Below are 23,443 nucleotides of genomic sequence, written 5' to 3'. Positions count from 1 at the left end.
GAGCACGGGTCCGCAACCTTCATGACCGCGAGCCGAACGATCCCGGCGTCTGCGTCGGAGGTCTTCTCGCTGCTGGCGGACCCCGCCCGCCACAAAGACACCGAACCCGGGGACTGGGTACGCGACGCGGTCACGACGGAGGCCATCAGCGGGGTCGGGGACGTCTTCGCGATCAACATGTACAGGGAGGCCGGGGGCGGTGACTACGTCATACACAACGTGGTCACGGCATTCGAGCCGGACCGCACGATCGAATGGGAGCCCGGCCGAACCGACGAGACCGGTCACCTCTCCACGGGCGGGTGGAGTTGGCGATACGACCTGTCCCCCGCGGGCGCGTCCACCGAGGTCACCCTCCGGTACGACTGGTCCCGCACACGTGAGGAGTTCGCCGCCGAGATCGGTGGGATGCCGCCGTTCGGGCGCGATTTCCTCGAGGCGTCGCTGGCCTCTCTCGAGGCGGCGTTGGTGAACTGAGCCCGTGCGATGAGCCTGTGCGATGAACGGGTACGACGGTCAGCTCGCCGGTAGGCGGTCCAGCATCTCGAGCACCTCGTCGCACCAGCTCACCCACGCCTGTTCCACCTCGATGCCCAGCCTGAGCACCCGGTGTTGGAGCAGGTCGCGGGCGTCCCCGGGGTCGGTCCGGGCGAAGTCCCGATCCTCGATCTCGCGGTACCGGCCGAGGTTGGCGGCCCGCTGGTCGCGGTGGTGCATCAGCGCCTTCCGGACCTCGTGGACCGCCCCCGTCGCGGCTGCGGCTCGCACCCGCACCGCCATGGTGGACCGCATCGGATCGGGCTCGTCCGGTTCGCAGATCCACTCGGTGAGCAGCGTCCGGCCGTCCTCGGTGACCTCGAAACGACGCGGATTGCCCCGCGAGGGGGCGCCGACGAGGGGGAGCTCCCGGATCAGTCCGGACTCCCCCAGTCGATCCAGCTCCCGGTAGATCTGCTGGTGGGTCGCCGGCCAGAAGTAGCCGATGGACTTGTCGAACCGTCGCGCCAGCTCGATCCCGCTCCCCGCCCGCTCGGTCAGCGAGGTGAGGATCGCGAACTTCAGTGACATGGGCTCAGCGCACTGCCAGCGCGGAGGCCGCCTGCTCGTACTCCGCGCGGAACCGCTCGACCAGGTCTCGGACTGAGCCCGTCGAGGTGACCGCGCCGACTCCCTGGCCCGCGCCCCAGATGTCGCGCCACGCCTTGGAATCCGCGCCCCCACCGGAGCCGAAGTCCATCGCCGTGGGATCCGAGACGGGCAGGTCGTCGGGGTTCAGCCCGGCCGCCTCGATGCTGCCGCGCAGGTAGTTGCCGTGGATCCCGGTGAACAGGTTGCTGTAGACGATGTCGGAGGCGGAGCTGTCGACGATCATCTGCTTGTACTCCGCGGCCGCGCGGGACTCCTCGGTCGCGAGGAACGCCGAACCCACGTACGCCAGGTCGGCGCCGGCGGCCTGCGCGGCGAGGATCGACCGACCGTGCGCGATCGCCCCGGACAGCAGCAGCGGGCCGTCGAACCACTCGCGGATCTCCTGGATCAGGGCGAACGGCGACTGCGTCCCGGCGTGGCCTCCGGCGCCGGCGGCCACCGCCACGAGCCCGTCCGCACCCTTCTCGATGGCCTTGCGGGCGAACTTGTCGTTGATCACGTCGTGCAGCACGATGCCGCCGTAGGAGTGGACGGCGTCGTTGACCTCGGTACGGGCACCGAGAGAGGTGATGACGATCGGCACCTCGTGCTCGACGACGGTCGCGAGGTCCTGCTCGAGCCGGTCGTTGGACCGGTGGACGATCTGGTTGACGGCGAACGGCGCCACGTACCGGTCCGGGTTCGCCGCGGCGTAGGCCGCGTTGCTCTCGGTGATCTGGTCCAGCCACTCCCCCAGGACCGACTGCGGTCGCGCGTTGAGCGCCGGGAACGACCCGATGACCCCGGCCTGGCACTGCGCGGCCACGAGCTCGGGGCCGGAGTAGATGAACATCGGCGAGGCGACCACCGGCACGGTGAGCGGGCCGGCGAGGACGGAGGGAAGGGCCATGAGCAGTCCTTTCGAGACCGGGATGAGGTCGACTTTCCCCGACCGTACGGCCACCCACGCTTTCATGCAACTAGTTGCACAAAGATCGGCGGCCGGGCCTGATCACCTCATCGTGACCCGGTCGGATAGATCTCCTCCGCCAACCGCTCCGCCCCCGACACGAGCATGGCGACCGTCGCGGGAGCGAAGCCGCCCGCCACGGGCATCGCGGGGATCCCTGCTGGCCAGGCCGTATCGGGCACCGCGGGGATCCCTGCTGGCCAGGCCGTATCGGGCATCGCGGGGATCCTCGTCGACCCGGCCGCGTCTGGCTCCTCGGCCCCCGCGGTCTCGGCTGGCAGACCCTCCCCGGTGCTCGCCGAGCTCCACGGCGACCCGGCGGCCCGCAACGAACCGTGCTTGACGTCGTAGAAGGCCGACCCCGTCCGCAGGGCCACACCCGAGGCGCCGCGGGCCGCCGCGAAGAGATGCGGGTGGAAACGGCTGGTCAGCCAGACCTGTCCGGGCCGGGCGGGAAGACCCGTGGACCAGAGTTCCTGGAACGGCACGACGCGCGCGCGGGGCAGGTGCAGGGCCGCCAGGGCGCGACCCACCTCGTCGTCGTCACCACCAGCGCCGGAGGCGGCTTCGGCGCGGTCACACAGCATGTCCCACACCACCCGGTCACCTCCGGGGATCGACTCGACCACGGTGATCCGCTCTCCCGGCACCGCCCACGCGGCGAGCACACGCCCGACGGTGTCGGCGAGTTCCTCCGGTTCGACCAGATCGGACTGGGCACAGACCACCAGATCGCGGCAGGCGTCGGGATCGGAGGAGTAGACGGGGTGGTCACCGGCCTCCACTCCCCCCGCGCCGGACAGCGCCAGCCACCCGTCGTCGGCCACGTGGCGAACGGGCACCCCGGTGCCGGCGAGGAGGTCGAGCGAGGCGGCGTCGCGGACGGCGACCAGGTGGTAGTCGCGCAACGCCCCCGCCAGCCGCTCGGCGTCGTCGCACGGCACGAACCCCTGCCCCGTGGCCACCACGCGCGCACCGGCCAGCCGGCCGGCCTCTCCCGCCGCCGCGACCACGCCGAGGTGGTGCGGCCACAGGTCGTTGACGTACCCGCCGCCGATCAGGTGCACGACCGACGCGCTGCGCAGCAGGTCGATGCCCGACGCGAGCGCCGGTCGCACCCCGAGGTCGCCCACCGCGCGGCGGCAGAACCCGATGGCGTCGACCGCGCCCGAGTGCTCCCCCGCCAGGCGCCACAGCGTGTCGGTGAACAGCACGTCCGGGTGCTCGCCATGGTGGAGGACCGACGCCTGCCCCGGGGTGTGGCAGTCCACCACCACGGGCGTGCCGGGGAGACTGTGACGGAGGTGACGCAGCCACCCCGCCAGCAGTTGCTCGTCGCCGTGGTTGGGGTGGCCGGCCGGGGCGATCAGGTAGACGGGCCGGTGGACCTCACGGGGTCGACCCCAGCGCGCGTCCGCCGCGGCCCTCGTGGCGTCGAGCCGTCGGCGGGCCCGTCGACGCAGGCGGGAGGCGGGCGCGGCTCGAGGAGTCGACGTCATGCGTCCACCCTGCCCCACCGCGTGACCGCACCCGGGCCGGCCCCGCGGATCAGATCTTGACCAGCATCTTCCCGACGTTGGCCCCGCGCATGAGGTCGAGGAACGCGTCGACCGAGTTGTCGATGCCCTCGACCACAGTCTCGTCGAAGACGATCTCGCCCGAGGCCACCCACGGCCCGACCTTCTCCGCGAACTCCTTGAACAGGTGCATGTACTTGTTCACGGTGAAGCCCTGCAGGGTGAGCCCACGGGTGATGGCGTGCCACATGTTGTCCGGGCCGGGCGCGCGCTCGGTGGCGTTGTACGAGCTGATCGCGCCGCACAGGGCCAGGCGACCGTCATCGTTCATCAGGTCCAGCGCGGCCTCGAGGTGGTCGCCGCCGACGTTGTCGAAGTAGACGTCGATGCCCTCGCCGTCCTCGCGACCGAAGTACTCGCGCAGGAGCGTGCGGACCGGGCCGTCCTTGTAATTGAGGGCCGCGTCGAATCCGTAGCTCGAGGTGGCCTTCTCGACCTTCTCCGCGCTGCCGGCCGAACCGACGACCTTGGAGGCGCCCATCAACCTGGCGATCTGCCCGACGGCCGAACCGACCGAACCGGCGGCACCCGAGACGAAGACGGACTCGCCCTTCTGGAAGCGCCCGATGTGCAACAGCCCCACGTAGGCCGTGAGGCCTGTGGTCCCGAGGATCCCCAGGTACGCGGAGACCGGGACTCCCTCGATCTCCTGCACCACCCGGAACTGCCGGCCGTCGCCCTGGGCGACGTCCCGCCAGCCGAGGTCGTGCATCACGACCGAGCCGACCGGGTGGGCGTCCGAGCGGGACTCCACGACACGCCCGACGGCTCCGCCCGTCATCGTCTCGTTGAGCTCGAACGGCGGGATGTAGGAGCGGCCCTCGTTCATCCGGCCACGCATGTAGGGGTCCACGGAGAGGTACTCGTTGGCCACGCGCACCTCGCCATCGGCGAGGTCAGGGAGGTCGACGACGACGGAGCGGAAGTCGTCATGGGTCGGCCAGCCGCGGGGACGGCTGATGAGCTGGATCTGGGTGCTTGTCGTCATCTCTCATGTGTACGCGCCCCGTCTGCGGGGCTGCCACCGGCCGCACCTCTAGTAGGCTTCGCCTTCGTGCAGGACCAGCCCACTCCCGACCCCGCTTCGGCGATGCTCCCCGACGAGCGCGTCCGCAGCGAGATCGTCAACGACTCCCACACCTTCCGCCGGGCCGTGGCCGACCTCCGCCAGGGTCTGAGCCAGCGGGAACTGTGGCTCTCGCTGGGCTGGCAGGACATCAAGCAGCGCTACCGACGCTCCACACTGGGCCCGCTGTGGATCACCATCGCCACCGGCGTCATGGCCACGGCCCTGGGGTTGCTGTACTCGATCCTCTTCCAGATCCCGCTGGCCGAGTTCCTCCCGCACGTCACCGTGGGATTGATCCTCTGGGGCTTCATCTCCGGTTGCATCAAGGAGGGCTCGGAGGTCTTCATCTCCAACGAGGGCCTGATCAAGCAGCTACCCAGCGCGCTGAGCGTGCACGTCTACCGCCTGGTGTGGAGGCAGTTCCTGTTCCTGTGCCACAACCTGGTGATCTGGGTGGTGCTCATGCTCATCTACCCGCGGCCCTTGGGGTGGGACCTGCTGCTGGCCGTCCTGGGCCTGGCGGTGCTCATGCTCAACGGCGTCTGGGTGGCCATGCTGTTCGGCATCCTGGCCACCCGCTTCCGCGACATCGCCCCCCTGCTGGACTCCATGGTGCAGCTGCTGTTCTACATGACCCCCATCGTGTGGACCACGCAGACGCTGTACGAGCAGGGCGGGGAGATCGCCGACCGGGCCCGCATCGCCGAGCTCAACCCGCTCTACCACTACCTGGAAATCGTGCGCGCCCCCATGCTCGGCCAGCCCGTCGCCGCATACCACTGGTGGATCGTCCTGGCCTGCACGGCCGTGGGCCTCACCCTGGCCTTCGTCGCGCTGCGCCAGTTCCGCTCCCGAGTCCCGTACTGGGTGTAGGAGATACATTCCATGAGCCCCGCTGCCCCCACCGCCGGAGGCGTGTCCATCGACTGCGTGGACGCGTGCGTGGACTTCCCGATCTTCGACGCCAAATCGCGATCCCTGAAGAAGGCCGTCCTCGGCTCCGCCGGAGGTGCGATCGGCCGGAACTCGTCCAACGTCGTCGTCGTCGAGGCCCTCAAGGACATCACCCTCTCCCTCCGGGAGGGGGACCGCATCGGCCTGGTCGGGCACAACGGTGCCGGCAAGTCGACGCTGCTCCGACTGCTGTCCGGCATCTACGAACCCACCCGCGGGGCCGCACGGATCCGGGGTCGCGTGGCGCCGGTGTTCGACCTGGGCGTGGGGATGGACCCGGAGATCACCGGGTACGAGAACATCATCATCCGCGGCCTGTTCCTGGGCCAGACCCGCAAGCAGATGAAGGCCAAGATCGAGGAGATCGCGGACTTCACCGAGCTCGGCGACTACCTGGACATGCCGCTGCGCACCTACTCGACCGGCATGCGCGTCCGGTTGGCGATGGGCGTGGTGACCTCGATCGACCCGGAGATCCTGCTGCTCGACGAGGGCATCGGCGCCGTGGACGCGGAGTTCATGAAGAAGGCGCGGGTCAAGCTGGCCGACCTGGTCTCCCGGTCCGGGATGTTGGTGTTCGCCTCCCACTCCAACGAGTTCCTGGCGCAACTGTGCGACTCGGCGATGTGGATCGACCACGGCCGGATCCGGCAACGGGGCAGCATCGAGGAGATCGTCACCGCCTACGAGGGCCCCGAGGCCGGGCGGTCGATCTCCGAGTACATGGAGAGGATGAAGCGTGAGGGCTGACGCAGTCGGCGCGGGCGGCGGGGACGCACGGCGGGTCGTGGCCGTGGTCGTCACCCACCGCCGGCTGGAGCAGCTCCGCGCCTCGCTCGAGATGGTGTGCGGGCAGAGCCGACCGATCGACCACCTGGTGGTGGTGGACAACGCCGACGAGCGGGCCGTGCGCGAACTGGTCGAATCGCAGCCCGTGGAGGCCACCTACGTGGGCTCCAAGCACAACCTCGGCGGCGCCGGCGGATTCGCGTTGGGGATGCTGCACGCGCTGGCCACCGGCGCCGACCTCGTGTGGTGCGCTGACGACGACGGCAGGCCCGAGGGGCCCGAGGTCCTGGCCACGCTGATGGCCTGCATGGACCGCCACGGGCTGGCGGAGGTCTCGCCGGTGGTGTGCGACCTCGCCGAGCCCGACCGCCTCGCCTTCCCGCTGCGACGCGGCGTGGTGTGGCGACGCTGGCGCAGCGAGTTGTTCGCCGACGGCGAGGGCGGCGACCGCGGTGCCGGTGACCCTGGTGCCGCTGACCTTGGTGCCGCTGACAATGGTGCCGCTGACCCCTCCCGGACGGACTCCGACCTGCTGCCCGGCATCGCCTCCCTGTTCAACGGCGCACTGTTCACCGCGGACTGCCTGGACCGAGTGGGCGTTCCGGACCTGCGGCTGTTCATCCGCGGCGACGAGGTGGAGATGCACCGGCGCCTGGTTCGCTCCCGACTGCCCTTCGGCACGTGCCTGACGACCGCGTACCTGCACCCGCAGGGGTCGGACGAGTTCAAGCCGATCCTCGGCGGGCGCATGCACACGCAGTTCCCCGACGACCCGGTCAAGCGGCACTTCACCTACCGCAACCGCGGCTACGTGCTTACCCAGCCCGGCAACCGGCGCCTCATCCCGCAGGAGATCCTGCGCTTCGGCTGGTACTTCCTGGTCACCAGACGAGACCCGGCCGGCCTGCGCGAATGGCTGCGCCTGCAGCGGTTGGGCGCGGGCGAACGGTTCGACAAGCCCTGAGCAGTCGTTCCACCCGGAATCCGCGACTCGGCCGTTCGATTCGCTACTCGATTCCGGGTGGCGAATCCTGCGGGGGAACAGCGGATTCGGGGTGAGGGGCATGATGGACCCCATGACCGACTGGATCACCCTGCAGTCCCGCGCCGTCGACCTGTACGACCATGTCCTGCCGATGATCACCGACTGGGACGCGGCCGCCCCGTGCACCGAGTGGACCGCCCGTGAGGTGCTGGCCCACGTCGTGGACGAGCAGATGTGGGTCCCGGGACTGCTGGCCGGCGGAACGGTCGACGAGGTGGCCGGAGACCTCGAGGACGCGCTCCGTCGGCTCGCCGAGGCCACCGGGCCTGACCTCGTGGCCTACTGGCACACCCTCCGCGCGCCGGTGGCCGCCGCGTGGCGGGGAACCCCGCCCGACGACGAGGTCCACCTGTCCTACGGCCGGGCCCCGGTGGTCCACTACCTCGCGCAACAGACCTTCGACCTGGCGGTCCACGCCTGGGACCTGTCGGTCTCGCAGGGAGTCGACCTTTCGTGGGGCGACGAGCTCGACCGCGCCGTGCTCGACTTCGTCCGCGCCGATCTCTCCGACGACCCGGCCCCGGAGTTGTTCGCAGGCCCGGTCCCGGGCTTCGACGGCGGAGGGGTCCCGCCCCGGCACGCTGCTCTCGCGCGTACCGGTCGGGACCCCTCCGCTTGGCCGGCGTCCTGACCAACGCGGGCCCGCGGGCCCACTCAGCGCCGATCCACCCTGCGCCGATCCACCCAGCGCGGGTCCACCCAGCGCGGGTCAACCCAGCGCGGGGCCCCGGCCTACCCGGCCTCGCGGAGCGCCGCCATGGGGCACTTCTCGATGGCCTTGCGCGCCCTCTTCTGGAGATCCTCGGGGACCTCCTCGACGAGGAGGCGCACCACCTCGTCGTCGTCGCCCAGGGCGAAAACCTTCGGGGCGAGGCCGACGCACACCGCCTGCCCCTCGCACCGGTCCGGATCGATCGAGATCTTCACGAGAAACCTCCTGGTAGGAACGTTCGGTACACGCTCGACACGGTCATCTGGGGTCAGCTCACCGGAAGGTAGTCGACCTTGTCCCGCACACCACAGTCCGGACACTGCCAGTCGTCCGGGATCTCCGACCACGGAGTGCCGGGTGCGAAGCCCTCCCGCGGCTTGCCGAGCGCCTCCACGTAGTGGTGACCACAGTTGGGGCAGGCGTAGGTGCCGATCGGCGAGACGGCGTCCCGGACGATGTCCACGTCGGGCTCGGGATCGAGGACTGCGGTCGCCGTGGCGGCCGGAGTGGTGGACGCGCTCGACGCGGCGCCCGTGCCGGTGGCCGCCGGGGCGGCGTAGCGCGCGAGGATCCGCTCCCGCTTCGAGGGCTGGATGTTGGCCCGGGTGACGTCGCCGTCGTAGTGATCCAGCACGCGGTGGTCCATGATCCTGCGCCAGATCGGCGGGAAGTAGGCCACCACGATGAGCGCGGCGTACCCGGCGGGCAACTGCGGGGCGTCGTCGGTGGTGCGCAGGACCTGGTAGCGGCGCATCGGATTCGCGTGATGGTCCGAGTGACGCTGGAGGTGGTACAGGAAGATGTTGGTGACCAGGTGGTCGGAGTTCCACGAGTGCTCGGGCCGGCACCGCTGGTAGCGGCCGCTGTCGAGCTTCTTGCGACGCAGTCCGTAGTGCTCGAGGTAGTTGACGACCTCCAGCAGGCTGAACCCGTACACAGCCTGCAGGATGAGCCAGGGCAGAACCTCGAGCCCGAAGGCCGCGGTGAGGGCACCGAACAGGACCACCGTCATGAGCCAGGCGTTGAGATTGTCGTTGCGCAGGGTCCACGGGGACTTGCCGAGACGCTCGAGGCGGTTCTTCTCCAGCTCCCAGGCCGAGATCATGGAGCCGACGACGCTGCGCGGGAGGAAGGCCCAGAACGACTCGCCCAGTCGCGAGCTCGCCGGATCCTCCGGGGTCGCGACGCGGGCGTGGTGACCGCGGTTGTGCTCGATGTAGAAGTGGCCGTAGGCGGTGGTGGCGAGGGCGATCTTGGACAGCCACTTCTCGGAGTTCTCGATCTTGTGGCCGAGCTCGTGGGCGGTGTTGATGCCGATACCCCCGGCGATCCCCACGGCCCAGGCGACGCCGATCTTGGCCACCAGGCCGAGCCCGCCCTCGTGCCCGAAGAACGACAGGTCGTCCGCGGCCCACAGGTAGCAGGCGACGACCAGGGCGGCGTACTGCACCGGGATGTAGAGGTACGTACACCACCGGTAGAAGGGGTCGGCCTCGAGACGTTCGATGACCTCCTCCGGTGGGTTCCGCCCGTCCACCCCGACGACCATGTCGAGCAGGGGGATGAACACGAACACGACGAAGGGCGCCACGAACCACGCCACGACCGCGGCGGTATCCCACCCGGCGTGGGAGAACCACGAGAACAACCCGAGAGAGATGAACAGTGCGCCGGCCGGGATGAGCCCGAGCATCCACAGGTACCGCTTGCCATCAGTCCAGGGGTACGGCTGCGCTGCGGCCTCCCCCGCCTGAACGTCGGTGTGCATCACGAAAACTCCCTTGATCGAGCCTGACGGCGTGTGTCGCACGCCACCTAGTGGCTCAAATCTAGACAAACGGAGACGGTTTGTCTAGACACGGGGTGGCTCTTTGTCCATTGCGGCCTTCCGGCAGCCCACCTCCGGGCGCCCAGGATCCGTCGCGGGACTGAACTGACTCGCGGGTAAGTTAGGATCGGCCGGTGCCCAAGACGATGCTGCACCGATACACCTCCAGCCCCCGGGCGTTCCCCCTCCTGGCCTCGCTGTACCCCCCGCTCCTCGGTTCGGGGATCCGCATCCGGCACATCGCCCCGGACTGGAGCCGCGGGGAACTGAGCATGCACGTCGCGCCGTGGACCGCCAACACCAACGGCACCGCGTTCGGCGGAGCACTGTTCGCCGCGACCGACGTCCTCTACGGGGCGCTGCTGTCCGGGCAACTCGGTGGCGGCTACCAGGTGTGGACCAAGCGCGCGACGATCGACTTCCGGGCTCCTGGCCGGGGCCGGCTGCGATGCGTGGTGGAGGTTCCGGCCCCGGAGGCGGACGCCATCAGGGAGCAACTCGGCCAACAACCGAGCACCAGCGTCGTCCACACCGCGGTGATCGCCGACAGCCGCGGCACGACGGTGGTGGAGGCGCAGCACACGATGTTCATCCGGCGGAGGAGCTGACCGGAGGCACGATCGCCGGAGGCGCGTAGGATTATCCGGTCACTCGGCCGTCCTCGGAAAGGACACCCAGTTGGGAGCCACCCCGCTCGCCTGGACCCTCGCGGTCTCACTCATCGTCGCGCTGCTGCTCTTCGACTACTTCTTCCATGTGCGCAAGGAGCACATCCCGACGCTGAAGGAGTCGGCGATCTGGTCCGCCCTCTACGTGGGCATCGCCATCGCCTTCGGTTTCCTCGTGTGGATCTTCGGTGGCACCCAGATGGGCGTCGAGTACTTCGCCGGGTACATCACCGAGAAGGCGCTCTCGGTGGACAACCTGTTCGTGTTCCTGCTCCTGCTGACCAGCTTCAAGGTGCCGCGGGCGGGGCAACAGAAGGCCCTGCTGTTCGGCATCGTCTTCTCGATCTTCGCGCGGACCGGCTTCATCTTCGTCGGAGCCGCTCTGCTCAACGCGTTCAGCGCGCTGTTCTACGTCTTCGGGCTGTTCCTCATCGTCACCGCGGGCCGTCTCCTGGCCGAGGACGACGAGGACGACGACGCGGACAACGTCGTGGTGCGCCTGGCCAAGAAGTTCATCCCGGCAACCGATCACTACGACCACGACAAGCTGTTCACCATCGAGAACGGCAAGAAGGTCATGACGCCGATGATGATCGTCATGGTGGCGATCGGCGGCACCGACATCATGTTCGCGTTGGACTCCATCCCCGCGATCTTCGGCCTCACCCAGAACGTCTTCATCGTCTTCACCGCGACCACGTTCTCGCTCCTCGGCCTGCGCCAGCTGTACTTCCTGCTGGACGGCCTGCTCGACCGCCTCGTCTACCTCAAGTACGGCCTGGCGGCGATCCTCGGCTTCATCGGCGTCAAGCTGATCCTCCACGCCCTGCACGAGAACAACCTGCCGTTCATCAACCAGGGCGAGCACGTCGCCGTGGTGGAGGTGCCCACCTACCTGTCGCTCGGGGTCATCGTGGCCATCCTCGTGGTGACCGTCGTGGGCTCGCTGGTGAGCCCGGCGGGGAAGGCGCTCACCGTGCTCGGCAACCTCAAGCGGCACTCCCACGAGTACCTCAACAAGAACTTCACCGACGACCCCGTCGAGCGCGCCAGGCTGTGGGCCAAGATCCTCGACAACGAGGACAAGCTCAAGACGATCGACCGGAAGTACTTCGGTTCAGAGGGCGACGTCTGGGAGCTCGAACAGCTGCTGCGCCGGGTCTGGGACGATCATGCCCGCTACGAACGCGCCACCGACTACACCCGCTGATCGGCGACTACGGGCGCCGACCGGCCCACATCCCGAGTGGATCGGCAACGGGTTCTCCGACCAGCGGCGGGAACAGCCGCGCGCCCGGCCAGAGTGAACGTAGCGCCAGAAGCACGCCACCCGCACCCGGGTCGCAGGCCTGCCCGCGCGGCTGCGCGCCGTCGCCGGCCGGGCGAGGGGTGCTCCCGGATGTTGACGGGCCCCGAACGACGATGACCGTCCAGCCCGCACGGCGGAGCGCCGCCCGGTAGTGCTCTGACCCGACCCCGTCCAGCGGGCCCGTCGACCCTCCCGGGAACATCACCACACACCGGGCGGCCGGGTCGGCCAGCGGGAGCGACACGCAGCGACCGGCGATCCTGATGCGGTTCCCCTCGGAGAACCCGCCGAACCCCGCCGTCGCCAGCCGGAGCCGGGCGCGGGTCGACTCCGCGGACGCCGATCCCGGCTCGACCGCGGCGACGACCTCCGCGAACCGGCGGGCACCTCGGCCCGCCGGGTGTTCTGCCGCCGCCCCGAGTCGCCCCGCGAGCCCCGGGACCGCCGCGCACAACCGCTCCACCGCCACCACCGCGTCCTCGAGATCCAGGTCGCAGGCGAGGTCCCGGCAGGTGCGCAGCGGGGTGGTGACCCGGAGTCCGCCCAACTCGGTGACGGCGGCCGGAGGCATCGCGCCATAGCGGTACACCCTCCCCTGGCGGGATCGCCGGGTGGAGGGCAGCCAGATCTCCGGCAGCGCATCGGCCGGGGTGGAGTCGTCCCCCCACAGCAGTGCGGCGCTCCGACCGCGCAGGACCCCTTCGGGCCAGGCCCTGGCCAGCGCCACGCTGCGCAATCGGAGGTCGTCGACCTGGTCGTCCCGGCGGTAGAACCCGTGCCAGATCCGTACGTAGCGACCACGGTCCCGGGGATCGGCGACGGCCGCGGCCAGTTCGGCGGTGGTCAACGGCCCCGCCGGTAACCCGCCGGGGTTATCCGGGGTGGGACCGTGAGCGGCGGAGGCGATCGCGACGCGGTCCCGGAGGCGTGCGCTCTGCGTGCGGATCGGAGTGGGAGTGTCCATACCGAACACAGTGCGGCACGAGACCTTCGGATCCGGACCCAGGACGCGCCCGGGCGGAGGCGCCTGTGGACAGACGAGGGCTGTGGAAGACGACCTGAGACCCGGTGCCAGGGCGGTAGCGCTGCCAGGACAGAAGGGAGTCTCCGGGCAGTAGGGGTGTCAGAGCCTGGTGAGGCGGACGGGGTGCCCGTCTCTGGGGAAGGGCAACGATTTCATGTCCATCGGCGCGCGGTAGTCCGGGTCGACCTCCCATCGGAAAGTGCGAAGCAGGTGGTGGAGCACGATCTTCACCTCGGCACCGGCGAAGTGCATGCCGATGCACTTGTGCACGCCGCCGCCGAACGGCTGCCACGCCAGGCGATGGGTCTTGTCCTCCCTGCGTTCCTCGGAGAACCGTCCGGGATCGAACACCTCCGGATCGGGCCAGTACTCATCGAGGTGATGCGTGAAGTACGGGGCGATCGCGACCATGGTCTCGGCCGGGATGAAGTGCCCCATCACCTCGGTGTCCTTGACCGTCTTGCGCACGATGGTCGGCACGGGCGAGACCAGCCGCAGCGACTCCTTCATGACCAGGTCCAGGGAGCGCAGTCGTGGGAGCTGGTCGTAGTCGATCGAATCCGTGGGGATCGCCAGCGACTCCTCCCTGCAGCGCTCCTGCCATTCCGGATGCTGCCCGAGATACTGCATCATCGTCGAGAGGGTGATGGTGGAGGTGTCGTGCGCCGCCATCAACAGGAAGATCATGTGGTTGACCACGTCGTCGTCGCTGAACCGCTCTCCGTCGACCTCCACGCTGCACAACACCGAGAACAGGTCGTCACCCCCTCCGGCTCTCCGGGCCGGCAGATACTCGCGCAGGAACTCCTCGAGGCGACGTCGGCCGACGAGGCCGCGGTGCCATCGTCCGCCCGGGACGGGATACCGGACGAGTGCGGTCGCCGCCTGGACGCAGTCGATGAAGGAGGAGTTGATCTGGTCGAGCCGCTGCTGGCTGGTCCCCGGCGCGCCGCCCATGAACACCTCGACCGCGAGGTTCAACGTCAGCTTCTTCAGATCGGGGTAGACCTCCACACGCTCGCCCGGCTGCCACTGCCCGATCGCCGTACGGACGGCCGGATCGATCGCCGCCGAGTAGCGCGCGAGGCGGTCCGAGGTGAACGCCTGCTGCATCAGACGGCGGTGCGACATGTGCTCGTCGAAGTCCAGCAGCATCAGCCCCCGCTCGAAGAACGGCCCGATCAGGAACTGCCAACCGTCACCGCTGGCGAATGCCTTGTCCCGGTTGGTGAGGACCACTTCGGAGGCCTCGGGTCCGAGCAGTGCCACGACCCTCGTGCCGAAGGCCCGGAACCACGAGACAGGGCCGTAGCGCCGATAGCGGCTCTCCCACAGCCGCATCGGATCCCGCAGGTACTCCAGGCCGTGGCCCAGAAGCGGTAGTCCGCCATCCCCCGGGACCGGGGTCAACTCACTGCCTGTGGGCGCGGGCGCCAGCGTCCTCGTCATCGGTGCTCCTGATCTCCCCTGACCCCGCGCTCACCGCACGATGCCCGAGGGGCTTTCTGACAGGTGGTCCTGTCAGTTGGCTAGAGTTTGAATTAGACAGGGCGTCCTGTCAAGATTGGGTATGGCCTCGACCCCTCGCCCGTACCGCGGCGTCAGCGCCGAGGAACGCCGGTCCGCGCGCCGTCGCCAACTCCTCGACGCGGCTCTGGAGATCGCGGGGACCCGCGGGGTCGAACGGACCACCATGACCGCCATCTGCGCCCAGGCGGGCCTCACCGAGCGCTACTTCTACGAGAGCTTCAGCGCCCGGGACCAGCTGCTACTCGCTCTGGTCGATGAGATCGCCGAACAGGTCCGGACCGCCGTCCTGTCCGCCCTGTCGGACACCGATGGCGACACCACCGTCCGGGCGCACGCCGCGATCGCCGCGTTCGCCGCGATACTGACCGACGACCCCCGCAAGGGCCGGGTGGCGATCATCGAGTCGGCGGCAGTCCCCGACCTGCGGAAGCGCCGGCACGAACTGTTCCGCGACTTCGCCGCCCTGGTCGTGTCACAGGCGCGAACCCTGTTCGGGGATCAGGCACTGCCCGCTCCGCGTGACGAGATCAGCGCACGCCTGCTCGTCGGGGGCCTGGGCGAACTCATCACCGCGTGGCTTCAGGCCGAGACCAGCGCGGACATCGGGGACATCGTGAACGAGGCCACGCGCTGGTTCACCGCCGGCATGCACGCCTGACGCCTGTGCGGCCGTCCGCGGATCGCGGACGAGGTGCGGCCGCCCGCCGATGGCGGACGAGGTGCGGTGCCGCGGGGCCACCCTGATCCCGCGTCTACTCCCCGTACAACCGTGCCCAGTTCTCCCGCGTGGTGAGGCGGGCCTGCGCCGCACGCCACCGCTCCTGGGCCTCCGGGGCCTCGCGGACGAACCGCGCCATCAGCGAACCCAGTCGCTTCTGCAGCTCGGCGGCGCGCCGCGGGTCGACCTTGCGGTGGTGCACACCTGTCTGTGACGCGTCGGTCACGTACACCTCGTCGAAGAGCGAGACGTGCCACCAGGCCGCGTCCTCGTACGGGATCGCCACGACGCCGCGGCGCTGGCGACCGAGCTTCTGCACGAGCAGCCGCTTGGCCAGCACCTGGTCCTCGCGGTCCTCGCGCGGGATGCCCACCTTGCGCTCGACCTTGATCCCCGCGGGCAGGGCGTCAACCGCGAGCTTGGCCGTCTCGGGGTATCCCGCGCGCTCGGCGCGGATCGCCGCCAGCGCGGCCTGCCCGCCGTCGCCCACGCCGTGGGGCCCCTCGGGGCCGTCGAGGAACGCCTCGATCCCCCGCATCCGCGTGGCGGCCAGCCCGTACTGCATGCCCACGAGGGCGCGCAGCACACTGCGGCCGAGGTTCTTGGCCATCGCGCGAGGGTCGATCCCCTGCCGGATCGCCGCGCTGGCCAGAGAGTTGCGCTGGGAGAAGAACTGGCCGAAGTCGTCGCCGTCCTTCCAGTAGAAGTCGGCGTGCCACACCGCGGCACCCTGCAGGGTGCACGTGGGCATCCCGGCCTGGCGGCACCGCAACCCGTACTCGATGTCGTCCCACTGGAAGAAGTACGGCATGGGCAGCCCGACGCGCTCCACGGCCTCCCCCGGCACCAGGCAGGACCACCAGGCGTTGTACTCGGCGTCGATCCGGCGCTCCTGCCGGTGATCCACCACGGACTCGTCGCGCAGCGCGAACTCGTCGGCGTCCAGTCCGCCCTTGAGCTGATCGAGTTGGGTGCGCTCGGCCGAGACCAGCAGGTAGTCGGGGTTGAACAGGTACAGCATCTGCGCGCCCACCAGCATCGGCTCGCGGGTCACGGCGGCGAAGGCGAACAGCCGCAACACCGTCTCGGGCTCGACCCGCACGTCGTCATCCATCAGCAGCACGTCCACCGGCCCGGGGGACCCGGGCGCGGTGGCCTCGAACATCCCCCGGCTGAACCCGCCGGCGCCGCCGAGGTTGGGCTGGCGCAGGTAGTGCAGCCGGTCGCCGAACTCACCGGCGGCATGCCGGAACGCCTCGCGCGTCTCGACCAGGTCGGTGCCCTGATCCGTCACGTAGAGATCGTCGATCAGTTCGGCCACCAACGGGTCCGAGGCCAGCGAGTCGACGGTGGCGGCGCAGTCGTCCGCCCTGTTGAAGGTGCAGATGGCCACCGCCGCGCGGCGCGCCGGGCTCGTCGTCGTCGCACTCCACGTCACCTCGGACACGGTCGCCGCCGCGTCCACGGCGTGGAACTCCAGCCACATCGCGCCACCGTCGACGAACGTGTCCACCGGCACGTGCAACACCGCCATGCCGTCCCCCTGGTGGTGGAACACGTCCACGGTGCGGACGTGGGCCCCGATGTCGGAGGCGCGGACCAGCACGTCGAGGCGGCCCTCGGACTCCACCGCGACCCGCACGGTGAGACTGGTGACCGAGGTCCAGCGCTGCCAGTAGGAGGCCTCGAACCGGCCGAAGTAGGTGTTGGTGTCGACCACGGCGCCGGCGTCCAGGTGCAGCTCGGCTCGCGTGCGGCGCACGACCCCGCGAACGATCCGCGAGTACAGGTCGTCGTTGACCCACCTGCGCGGGCCCGAGAACAGGGTGCGCTGCACCAGCAGGTCGCGCTCGACGAGGGCGGAACCGGCGTCGGCACCTGCGGCTGTCACGGTGGTGGCGTCCATGTGGCGGGTGCTCCTGGGAGTCGGTGCGGAGGTCGTCTCACGCCCGGGCGGCTGGATCCCGGTCGCGCCGTCCAGGCTATCCCCCGGCCGGGCAGCATCTCGGGAGGCGGTCAGCGGACCCGGAAGATCACGGTCCGCTGGACGATGAAGTTGGTGACCGTGGCCACGCCCTGCGCGATGACGAATCCGATCGTCGTGGCCCAGAACGTGCTCCAGCCCAGGTCGTGGAACCACGGCACCAGCAGCATGAACAGGCCCCACTGCACGCCGAACATCACCGCGTACAGGCCCATCGTGGCGACGAAGCGGGCGCGGGAGGGCTCGGCCTGGAAGGTCCACCGACGGTTGAGCGAGTACGCCGTGAGGGTCCCGGCCACGAAGGACAGCGCCTTGGCCGGGCCGTACCCCAGCCCGAACAGCATGAACAGCTGCAGCAGGCCGTAGTCGACCACCGCCGAGAGGACGCCCGTGAGGAAGAACCGGGTGACCTGGGTCCGAAAGTCCGTCGGTCGTGCCGGATCGGATTCGTGTCGGGCCTCGAGCGGGTCGACGGCCCCACGCAGGGAGTCGAGGACGGAATCGTCCGGGATGTCCGCTCGGGCCCCGTCGGGTGCTGCGCCGCTGGATGAAGTCACTCGACCAGGGTAGATCCCGGACGATCCCGACCGCGCCGCGCACCGCCGAGAGGGACACTGGGCAGGTGTCCTCTCCCGACCACGTCACCCGCCGCCGCGTCCTCGTGGTAGACGACGAACCGCACATCCGCCGGGTCCTGCGCGGCTATCTGGAGGCGGACGGCTTCGGCGTCGACGAGGCGGGCACCGCCGCCCAGGCAAGGCGACTCGCCGCAACAGCGGACCTCGTCCTCCTCGACATCGGGCTGCCCGACGGCAACGGTCTCGACCTTCTGCGCGACCTGCGGTCGATATCCCCGGTGTACGTGATCCTGGTGACCGCCCGCGCGGAGGAGGTCGACCGGCTCATCGGCCTCGAGGCCGGGGCGGACGACTACGTGGTCAAGCCCTTCAGCCCCCGCGAGGTCACCGCCCGCGTACGCGCTGTCCTGCGACGAGCGCGTGAGGTCGGGCCGGTCGGCGCGGCGCCGCTCACCGTCGGCGGGCTGGCCGTGGACGTCGGGGCCCGTGAGGTGAGCGTCGACGGGGCGGGGGTCCCGCTCACCCCGATCGAGTTCGACCTGCTGGCCACCATGGCGGCCGCGCCGGGCCAGGTGTTCACCCGGCGGCAACTGCTCGACGCGGTGTGGCAGGACGGGCACTTCGGGGACGAACGGGTGGTCGACGTCCACGTCCGCGGCCTGCGCCGGGCCCTGGCGGATGATCCGGCGACGCCCCGGTTCGTCGCCACCGTCCGGGGCGCGGGGTATAAGGTCCTCCGGCCCGCGGGCCACGGGGGTGCGCGATGATCCGCACCCTCCGCGGTCGGTTGTTCCTGTCCCACCTCGCGGTGGCGGTCACCGGCGTCGTCGTGGTCCTGCTCGTGGTGCGGCTGACGGCGCCGATGCTGTTCGACGACTCCCTCCGGCCCGGCGGACCCGGCGGAGACGGTGTCCGCGGGGCCGGACCGGGCCTCCGCGCGACCGTCGCCGACGCCGTCACGACGGCCACCGTGTGGGGCGCGGTCGCCGGCGTGACCGTCGCCCTCCTCGCGGCCGGGATCGTCGGCCGCCGCCTGCTCCGCTCCCTCGCGGAGGTGGGTGCCGCCACCACCGCGATCGCCGCGGGGGACTACACCCGTCGGATCACCCGTCCCCCCGAGCGTGAGATCGCCGCCCTCGCCGACGACGTGACGACCCTCGCCCGCACGATCGCCGAGACCGAGGCACGCCGGATGCGCCTCATCTCCGAGGTCGCGCACGAGATGCGGACGCCGCTGACCGTGGTGGACGGGTATGTGGAGGGCATCGCCGACGGCGTGTTCGGCGTCGAGGAACTGCGGCACGTCCGCGCCGAGAGCGCCCGGCTCAGGCGACTGTCCGAGGATCTGTCGACGCTGTCCCGGGGCGTCGAGGGCAGGCTCGAGCTCGCGTCGACCGAGACCGATCTCGCCGCGCTGGTGCGCGGCACCGTCGACCGGCTGAGACCAGGGTTCGCCGCGACGGACGTCGAGCTCCGGATGGACCCACCGGTCGGGGAGGTGGTCCTCGTCGTCGACCCCGACCGCGTCGCGCAGGTCCTCGAGAACCTCGTCGTCAACGCCCTCGCCGCCACCGAGCACGGCTGGGTCGCGGTCTCGGTCCGGGGCACCCCGGGCGGCGCGGAGATCACCGTGTCCGACACCGGCCTGGGCCTGGACGCCGAGGCCTCGGAGCAGGTCTTCGAGCGCTTCCACCGTGGCCCCGGCGGACACTCGGGCGGGTCCGGTCTCGGGCTCACCATCGGACGCCAACTGGCCCGGGCCCACGGGGGCGACCTCACGGTCACCTCCCGGGGCCCGGGCCAGGGATCAACCTTCGTCTTCAGCCTCGCTCGAACGCCCGCAGGTGCCTCTCCGAACCAACCCTGAGGTGGTCGTAGACGGCGTCCAGATCGGGTTGGGTGGTGGCCTCCATCGCGGCCTCGAGGTCGGCGATGTCGCGCCGCTCCAGTTCCGCGCCCACGGCGAGCGCCTCGGACTTCGAGGTCAGTCCCCGGGCCAGCCAGCCGTCGTAGAGCTCCTGGAGCTCAGGGTAGGCGTACTCGCCCGGAGTGGACCCGACGGACGGATCGGGCAGGTCGTGGTTGGCGAGCAGCGTGGCCGTCGCGTCGCCGTGCCTGGTCTCGGCGGCGGAGATGTTCTCGAACCGACGGTCCGGCCACGCCTCGCCCAGCGCCACGTACAGATCATGGGCGAGCCGCTCCTCCTCTCGCATCATCGACAGCGTCTCGGCCTCCTTCGCGGACAGCGTGCCGGCGGGCGCCGGGATCTCGAGTTGGTGGCCCTGCCCGCCCTGGCCCTGCTGGTCGTGACCCTGGCCCTGCTGGTCGTGACCCTGCCCCTGCTGGCGGTGACCCTGCTGACCCGGCTGACCCTGCCGACCCGGCTCGTCGCCCTGTCGGCCCTGTCCGGGGCCGCCCTCACCGGGCGCACCGTGACCCTGTTGCTCTTGGGCGGCGACCATCGCGACCCGGGTGTCCCCGGCGGGCCCGTCGGTCCCGGCCAGCGCGTACCCCCCGGCCGCGGCCGCGGCCACCGCCCCGGCCGCGGCGACTGCCGCCATCGTCCGACGGATGGTCCTGTTCGAGCTCGTCCTCATCGTTCTCACCTCGTCCCGGCCCCACCGTGGGGGCCTCGCATACTGCTTTCTCCGACACCTCGATTCCACCGTTCGGGTGTGAAGCATCCGCCGGCGATTCGTGTGGATAGCGTGAAGATCGTCACGAGACTTGCCCTCCGCCCGCGGACGTGCCATTGTTCTTCCATCGCGCGCATACCAGCGCGTTTCTGGTCGAACTGACAACGGCGTATCCGCCGAGTGCGTTCGATTCCGCGGGAGCGATCAGTTCCGGCCACCCCATCTCCACACGGCGTCCACACCACCAGGTTCGCGCCACTCCTCCGGGTGAGTCGTCGTCGCCTCCGCAACGCATCTGAGCAGGACACGTCGGCGCCGCCCCGGGCGGTCCGTCGTTGTTCCTTCTCTTCGACGACCAGGAGGAATCCCATGTCCCAGTACCGCAACCCCGCCCTGAACAGCGCGCCGACCGCCTTCTCGTACACGCCGACCGGCCGCGCGATCCCGCCGTCATCGCCGCTGCGCGCGCCCCACCGTCGCCCGGCAGCGCCGTCGTGCACCCCCACCGGTCGGGTGGTCCTCTCGACGCCGACCACGCGCGGCTCCGCCTGATCAGACCCGGCGCCGGTCCGCTACAGCCGATCGACGGCCACGAGCAGGGTGGTGACGACCAGGGCGATCGCCCCGCAGGCGAGGATCCCGGTCGAGACGAACAACTGCATCACGCCGGCCTGCCACGGCTCGGCGCCGCCGAGGATCATGCCCACGAAGGCACCCGGGATGGTCACGAGGCCGATCGTCCGCGTCTGGTCCAGCGACGGGGAGAGCGCGGTCGCGGCCGCCTCGCGGCAGACCATCATCCGCGCCGGGTAGTCGGTGAACCCGAGTGACAACGCGGCCTCGACCTCTCCGTGGCGCACCTCCAGTTCGTCGTGCGCCCGCCGCCCCGCCAGCCCGGTGATCGCCATGGCATTGCCCAGGAAGATCCCCACGACGGGGATGATGGACAGGCCGTTCGGGCGCACCACCCCCGCGGCGATCAGGCCGGCCACCACGACGACGGGCGGCACGGCCACGGGCAGCGCGCACCACAGCGCGTCGCGCACCCTGGCCCGCATCCCCAGCGCCCACGTCTTCGGCGCCTGCGTCCCCGACGCCCGTGCCATCCGAGCCTGCGGGTTGCTGCGCCGGGCGAGCCTCCCTGCCGCCGCCCACGACGCCGTCGTCGCCATCACCACGACGAACACCCCGACCAGCCACGCCCGGTCGGCCACGTAGCCGATGACGAGCGCGAGGACGATGAGCTGCACGGCGGCGCGGATCGAGGCCCACGGGACCTCGCGCTCCAGTCCCGTCCGCCCCAGCCAGGCGGCCGCCGTCCCGATGACGACGAACAGCACCACAGCCACCGCGAGGGCGGGGCCGAGCTCGATCATCGTGGGGCCCACGCGCACGAGCGTATATCCGCCGCGGGCCGCCCGGCGCCCACCCGGCGCACGTATCCTCGGTCCTCCCAGGCTGATCGCGATACGGTACGCCGATGTTCTCGCGACGCCTCTTCCGTCCCGGAACCGCGGTCATGGCGGGCGCCCTCGCCCTGGCGTGCACGGTCGCGGGCTCCCCCGTCGGAGCCCAGCCCGAGCCGATCACCCATCTGCCGAGCCCCCTGTCCTCCGATCTGCCCGCCCCCCTGGCGGCCGATCTACCCGACCCCCTGGCGGCGTTCCGGCCGGCCGCACCCGAGCAGCGCACGCCGGAGCGGTACCTCCCGAGCCCATCACCGGACCCGTGGTACTCCTCCCCACCCGACGTCGCCGCCGACACGGCTCCCGGCACCATCCTGGCCACCCGCCCGGTGTCGATCCCGCCGCACAACGTCCGCAACTTCGGGCGTGGATGGCAGGTCCTGGTCCAGAGCGCCGACTCCCACGACCGACCGCAGCAGATCGTGTCCACGATCATCGAGCCGGCCACGCCGTGGCCCGGCCCGGGTCCCAGGCCGCTGGTGTCGTTCAACGTGACCATCGACTCGCTGGGGTTGACGTGCATGCCCTCGCACGTCCTGCCCCACAAGCTCAACATGGAACTGCCGCCCTTCCTGCAGATCCTCGCCGACCGTGGTTACGGGCTCGTGCTCACGGACTTCCAGGGCCCACGGGCCGCCTACGCGGCGGGACGGGCGAACGGCCGGGCCGTCCTGGACGGGGTCCGCGCGGCCCGCGCCTTCACCCCGGCCGGTGACCCGGGTCCGATCTTCTCCGCGTCGCGCGTGGTCCAGGTGGGGTACTCCGGTGGGGGAATCGCCACGGGATGGGCCGCCCAGCTGCAGCCGGTGTACGCACCCGAGCTCACCGGGGTGCTGGTCGGGTCCTCCGTGGGCGGGGTCCCCGCCGACTACGCGGACCTGTTCGACACGATGGACGGGACGCTCGCCTCCGGCCTCTACCGCGCCGCCGTGCTGGGGCTGGCCCGCGAGTACCCGCAGCTGTACCCGCTGCTCAACGACACCGGCGACGTGGTGGCACACCAGCTCCGCGACGCCTGCGCGTCCACCAACACGGTCGGCGGACTCGCCCCTTTCCCGCTGTCGGCGATCACCGACGTCGACCCCCGCACCGATCCCACGGTGATCGAGGTGATGGCCCGGAACAGGTTGGGGCGGGCGGATCCCGCCCGCGGAGCGGATCCACGTGAGGTCCCCTCCGGGCCGGTGCAGGTGTGGCACGCCGACGCGACCGTCCCGATGGGCCCCGGTCCGGGCTCGTCACAGGGCCCCGGGGACACCTTCGTCCCGGAGTGGACCGCCCACAGGCTGGTCGACGAGTGGTGCGCGGCGGGTGCGGACGTGGAATACACGCCGGTGGCCGGTGAACACGTGACCGGCGCCTACACGGCGGTCGGCCCCGCGCTCGACTGGGTCGACGCCCGAGCCCGCGGCGTGCCGTTCACCACGGGGTGCCGCTGATCCGGCCCCCGGGTGGCGG

General features: G+C 70.5%; 24 protein-coding genes. 12 read left to right on the top strand and 12 right to left on the bottom strand.

Features of this window, described 5'->3' with window-relative positions; all coding sequences use genetic code 11:
• Positions 1-21 precede the first annotated feature (21 nt).
• Positions 22-477, top strand: a complete 456-nt coding sequence (locus A6048_RS01675; RefSeq protein WP_107748092.1) for an SRPBCC family protein — start codon at positions 22-24, stop codon at positions 475-477.
• A 39-nt stretch (positions 478-516) separates the two neighbouring features.
• On the opposite strand, the gene A6048_RS01670 is transcribed toward A6048_RS01675, so the two are convergent.
• The 4 genes from A6048_RS01670 to A6048_RS01655 form a co-directional block, all read right to left on the bottom strand.
• A complete protein-coding gene (locus A6048_RS01670; protein WP_107747951.1) occupies positions 517-1,068 on the bottom strand; it encodes a PadR family transcriptional regulator in 552 nt (183 codons plus the stop codon).
• A gap of 4 nt (positions 1,069-1,072) precedes the next feature.
• On the bottom strand, positions 1,073-2,038 hold the full coding sequence (locus A6048_RS01665; RefSeq protein ID WP_107747950.1) for an NAD(P)H-dependent flavin oxidoreductase: 966 nt from the start codon (positions 2,036-2,038) through the stop codon (positions 1,073-1,075).
• Between the two features lie 107 nt (positions 2,039-2,145).
• Positions 2,146-3,597, bottom strand: coding sequence for a polysaccharide pyruvyl transferase family protein (locus A6048_RS01660; protein WP_244911039.1), 1,452 nt, complete (start codon positions 3,595-3,597; stop codon positions 2,146-2,148).
• A gap of 49 nt (positions 3,598-3,646) precedes the next feature.
• Complete coding sequence (locus tag A6048_RS01655; protein ID WP_107747949.1) at positions 3,647-4,663, bottom strand: NADP-dependent oxidoreductase; 1,017 nt, start codon at positions 4,661-4,663, stop codon at positions 3,647-3,649.
• Between the two features lie 102 nt (positions 4,664-4,765).
• Here A6048_RS01655 and wzm point away from each other — a divergent pair, with 102 nt between their 5' ends.
• From wzm to A6048_RS01635, 4 genes are all read left to right on the top strand, one after another.
• Positions 4,766-5,617 carry a galactan export ABC transporter permease subunit Wzm/RfbD gene (gene wzm, locus A6048_RS01650; RefSeq protein WP_412523674.1) on the top strand — a complete coding sequence of 284 codons (852 nt, stop codon included), beginning with the start codon at positions 4,766-4,768 and terminating at the stop codon, positions 5,615-5,617.
• A 12-nt stretch (positions 5,618-5,629) separates the two neighbouring features.
• The gene (gene wzt / locus A6048_RS01645; protein WP_107747947.1) at positions 5,630-6,448 is read left to right on the top strand and encodes a galactan export ABC transporter ATP-binding subunit Wzt/RfbE; all 819 of its coding nucleotides are present in this window, start codon (positions 5,630-5,632) and stop codon (positions 6,446-6,448) included.
• On the top strand, positions 6,438-7,451 hold the full coding sequence (glfT1, locus tag A6048_RS01640) for a galactofuranosyltransferase GlfT1 (RefSeq protein ID WP_107747946.1): 1,014 nt from the start codon (positions 6,438-6,440) through the stop codon (positions 7,449-7,451). The genes wzt and glfT1 overlap by 11 nt, the downstream gene beginning before the upstream one ends.
• A gap of 112 nt (positions 7,452-7,563) precedes the next feature.
• Entirely contained in the window at positions 7,564-8,163 is a 600-nt protein-coding gene (locus A6048_RS01635; RefSeq protein WP_162845706.1) for a maleylpyruvate isomerase family mycothiol-dependent enzyme, read from the top strand.
• A 101-nt stretch (positions 8,164-8,264) separates the two neighbouring features.
• Here A6048_RS01635 and A6048_RS01630 read toward each other — a convergent pair whose 3' ends face one another.
• Positions 8,265-8,459, bottom strand: coding sequence for a ferredoxin (locus A6048_RS01630; protein WP_107747944.1), 195 nt, complete (start codon positions 8,457-8,459; stop codon positions 8,265-8,267).
• 53 nt (positions 8,460-8,512) lie between these two features.
• Positions 8,513-10,012: a fatty acid desaturase gene (locus A6048_RS18760; protein ID WP_107747943.1), complete on the bottom strand. Its 1,500-nt coding sequence runs from the start codon at positions 10,010-10,012 to the stop codon at positions 8,513-8,515.
• A 194-nt stretch (positions 10,013-10,206) separates the two neighbouring features.
• Between A6048_RS18760 and A6048_RS01620 the strand changes: the two genes are divergently transcribed.
• Together A6048_RS01620 and A6048_RS01615 are read left to right on the top strand one after the other, a co-directional pair.
• Positions 10,207-10,680, top strand: coding sequence for a DUF4442 domain-containing protein (locus A6048_RS01620; protein ID WP_107747942.1), 474 nt, complete (start codon positions 10,207-10,209; stop codon positions 10,678-10,680).
• Between the two features lie 70 nt (positions 10,681-10,750).
• Positions 10,751-11,950: a TerC family protein gene (locus A6048_RS01615; RefSeq protein WP_107747941.1), complete on the top strand. Its 1,200-nt coding sequence runs from the start codon at positions 10,751-10,753 to the stop codon at positions 11,948-11,950.
• A 7-nt stretch (positions 11,951-11,957) separates the two neighbouring features.
• Here A6048_RS01615 and A6048_RS01610 read toward each other — a convergent pair whose 3' ends face one another.
• Together A6048_RS01610 and A6048_RS01605 are read right to left on the bottom strand one after the other, a co-directional pair.
• Positions 11,958-13,013: a hypothetical protein gene (locus tag A6048_RS01610; RefSeq protein WP_244911038.1), complete on the bottom strand. Its 1,056-nt coding sequence runs from the start codon at positions 13,011-13,013 to the stop codon at positions 11,958-11,960.
• A gap of 159 nt (positions 13,014-13,172) precedes the next feature.
• Positions 13,173-14,522, bottom strand: coding sequence for a cytochrome P450 (locus tag A6048_RS01605; protein WP_107747940.1), 1,350 nt, complete (start codon positions 14,520-14,522; stop codon positions 13,173-13,175).
• Positions 14,523-14,643: 121 nt separating this feature from the next.
• Between A6048_RS01605 and A6048_RS01600 the strand changes: the two genes are divergently transcribed.
• On the top strand, positions 14,644-15,261 hold the full coding sequence (locus A6048_RS01600) for a TetR/AcrR family transcriptional regulator (RefSeq protein ID WP_107747939.1): 618 nt from the start codon (positions 14,644-14,646) through the stop codon (positions 15,259-15,261).
• 94 nt (positions 15,262-15,355) lie between these two features.
• On the opposite strand, the gene A6048_RS01595 is transcribed toward A6048_RS01600, so the two are convergent.
• The gene (locus tag A6048_RS01595; RefSeq protein WP_107747938.1) at positions 15,356-17,227 is read right to left on the bottom strand and encodes a glycosyltransferase; all 1,872 of its coding nucleotides are present in this window, start codon (positions 17,225-17,227) and stop codon (positions 15,356-15,358) included.
• A 110-nt stretch (positions 17,228-17,337) separates the two neighbouring features.
• A complete protein-coding gene (locus A6048_RS01590) occupies positions 17,338-17,862 on the bottom strand; it encodes a GtrA family protein (RefSeq protein ID WP_107747937.1) in 525 nt (174 codons plus the stop codon).
• Positions 17,863-17,927: 65 nt separating this feature from the next.
• On the opposite strand from A6048_RS01590, the gene A6048_RS01585 reads away from it, so the two are divergent.
• Positions 17,928-18,650: a response regulator transcription factor gene (locus tag A6048_RS01585; protein ID WP_244911037.1), complete on the top strand. Its 723-nt coding sequence runs from the start codon at positions 17,928-17,930 to the stop codon at positions 18,648-18,650.
• Positions 18,647-19,750 (top strand): sensor histidine kinase, encoded by a 1,104-nt coding sequence (locus A6048_RS01580; protein WP_107747935.1) that lies wholly within the window; start codon positions 18,647-18,649, stop codon positions 19,748-19,750. Before A6048_RS01585 ends, A6048_RS01580 begins: the two co-directional genes overlap by 4 nt.
• Here A6048_RS01580 and A6048_RS01575 read toward each other — a convergent pair.
• A complete protein-coding gene (locus A6048_RS01575; RefSeq protein WP_159110369.1) occupies positions 19,704-20,480 on the bottom strand; it encodes a DUF2202 domain-containing protein in 777 nt (258 codons plus the stop codon). The two genes, A6048_RS01580 and A6048_RS01575, sit on opposite strands and share 47 nt — an antisense overlap.
• A 408-nt stretch (positions 20,481-20,888) precedes the next feature.
• Here A6048_RS01575 and A6048_RS01570 point away from each other — a divergent pair, with 408 nt between their 5' ends.
• Entirely contained in the window at positions 20,889-21,071 is a 183-nt protein-coding gene (locus tag A6048_RS01570; protein WP_107747933.1) for a hypothetical protein, read from the top strand.
• A gap of 20 nt (positions 21,072-21,091) precedes the next feature.
• Here A6048_RS01570 and A6048_RS01565 read toward each other — a convergent pair whose 3' ends face one another.
• Positions 21,092-21,913, bottom strand: coding sequence for an ABC transporter permease (locus A6048_RS01565; RefSeq protein WP_107747932.1), 822 nt, complete (start codon positions 21,911-21,913; stop codon positions 21,092-21,094).
• Between the two features lie 86 nt (positions 21,914-21,999).
• On the opposite strand from A6048_RS01565, the gene A6048_RS01560 reads away from it, so the two are divergent.
• On the top strand, positions 22,000-23,424 hold the full coding sequence (locus tag A6048_RS01560) for a lipase family protein (RefSeq protein WP_107747931.1): 1,425 nt from the start codon (positions 22,000-22,002) through the stop codon (positions 23,422-23,424).
• Positions 23,425-23,443 lie beyond the last annotated feature (19 nt).

This window comes from Dietzia psychralcaliphila (assembly GCF_003096095.1).
GTDB classification, from domain to species: Bacteria; Actinomycetota; Actinomycetes; order Mycobacteriales; family Mycobacteriaceae; genus Dietzia; species Dietzia psychralcaliphila.
This window is presented reverse-complemented; position numbering and strand designations above follow the sequence as displayed.

Excerpts from the sequence above, each read along its gene's own strand:
- A6048_RS01675 (WP_107748092.1), top strand. The coding sequence starts at position 22 with ATGACCGCGAGCCGAACGATCCCGGCGTCTGCGTCGGAGGTCTTCTCG.
- A6048_RS01670 (WP_107747951.1), bottom strand. The coding sequence starts at position 1,068 with ATGTCACTGAAGTTCGCGATCCTCACCTCGCTGACCGAGCGGGCGGGG.
- A6048_RS01665 (WP_107747950.1), bottom strand. The coding sequence starts at position 2,038 with ATGGCCCTTCCCTCCGTCCTCGCCGGCCCGCTCACCGTGCCGGTGGTC.
- A6048_RS01660 (WP_244911039.1), bottom strand. The coding sequence starts at position 3,597 with ATGACGTCGACTCCTCGAGCCGCGCCCGCCTCCCGCCTGCGTCGACGG.
- A6048_RS01655 (WP_107747949.1), bottom strand. The coding sequence starts at position 4,663 with ATGACGACAAGCACCCAGATCCAGCTCATCAGCCGTCCCCGCGGCTGG.
- wzm (WP_412523674.1), top strand. The coding sequence starts at position 4,766 with ATGCTCCCCGACGAGCGCGTCCGCAGCGAGATCGTCAACGACTCCCAC.
- wzt (WP_107747947.1), top strand. The coding sequence starts at position 5,630 with ATGAGCCCCGCTGCCCCCACCGCCGGAGGCGTGTCCATCGACTGCGTG.
- A6048_RS01635 (WP_162845706.1), top strand. The coding sequence starts at position 7,564 with ATGACCGACTGGATCACCCTGCAGTCCCGCGCCGTCGACCTGTACGAC.
- A6048_RS18760 (WP_107747943.1), bottom strand. The coding sequence starts at position 10,012 with ATGCACACCGACGTTCAGGCGGGGGAGGCCGCAGCGCAGCCGTACCCC.
- A6048_RS01610 (WP_244911038.1), bottom strand. The coding sequence starts at position 13,013 with ATGGACACTCCCACTCCGATCCGCACGCAGAGCGCACGCCTCCGGGAC.
- A6048_RS01605 (WP_107747940.1), bottom strand. The coding sequence starts at position 14,522 with ATGACGAGGACGCTGGCGCCCGCGCCCACAGGCAGTGAGTTGACCCCG.
- A6048_RS01600 (WP_107747939.1), top strand. The coding sequence starts at position 14,644 with ATGGCCTCGACCCCTCGCCCGTACCGCGGCGTCAGCGCCGAGGAACGC.
- A6048_RS01595 (WP_107747938.1), bottom strand. The coding sequence starts at position 17,227 with ATGGACGCCACCACCGTGACAGCCGCAGGTGCCGACGCCGGTTCCGCC.
- A6048_RS01580 (WP_107747935.1), top strand. The coding sequence starts at position 18,647 with ATGATCCGCACCCTCCGCGGTCGGTTGTTCCTGTCCCACCTCGCGGTG.
- A6048_RS01575 (WP_159110369.1), bottom strand. The coding sequence starts at position 20,480 with ATGAGGACGAGCTCGAACAGGACCATCCGTCGGACGATGGCGGCAGTC.
- A6048_RS01570 (WP_107747933.1), top strand. The coding sequence starts at position 20,889 with ATGTCCCAGTACCGCAACCCCGCCCTGAACAGCGCGCCGACCGCCTTC.
- A6048_RS01560 (WP_107747931.1), top strand. The coding sequence starts at position 22,000 with ATGTTCTCGCGACGCCTCTTCCGTCCCGGAACCGCGGTCATGGCGGGC.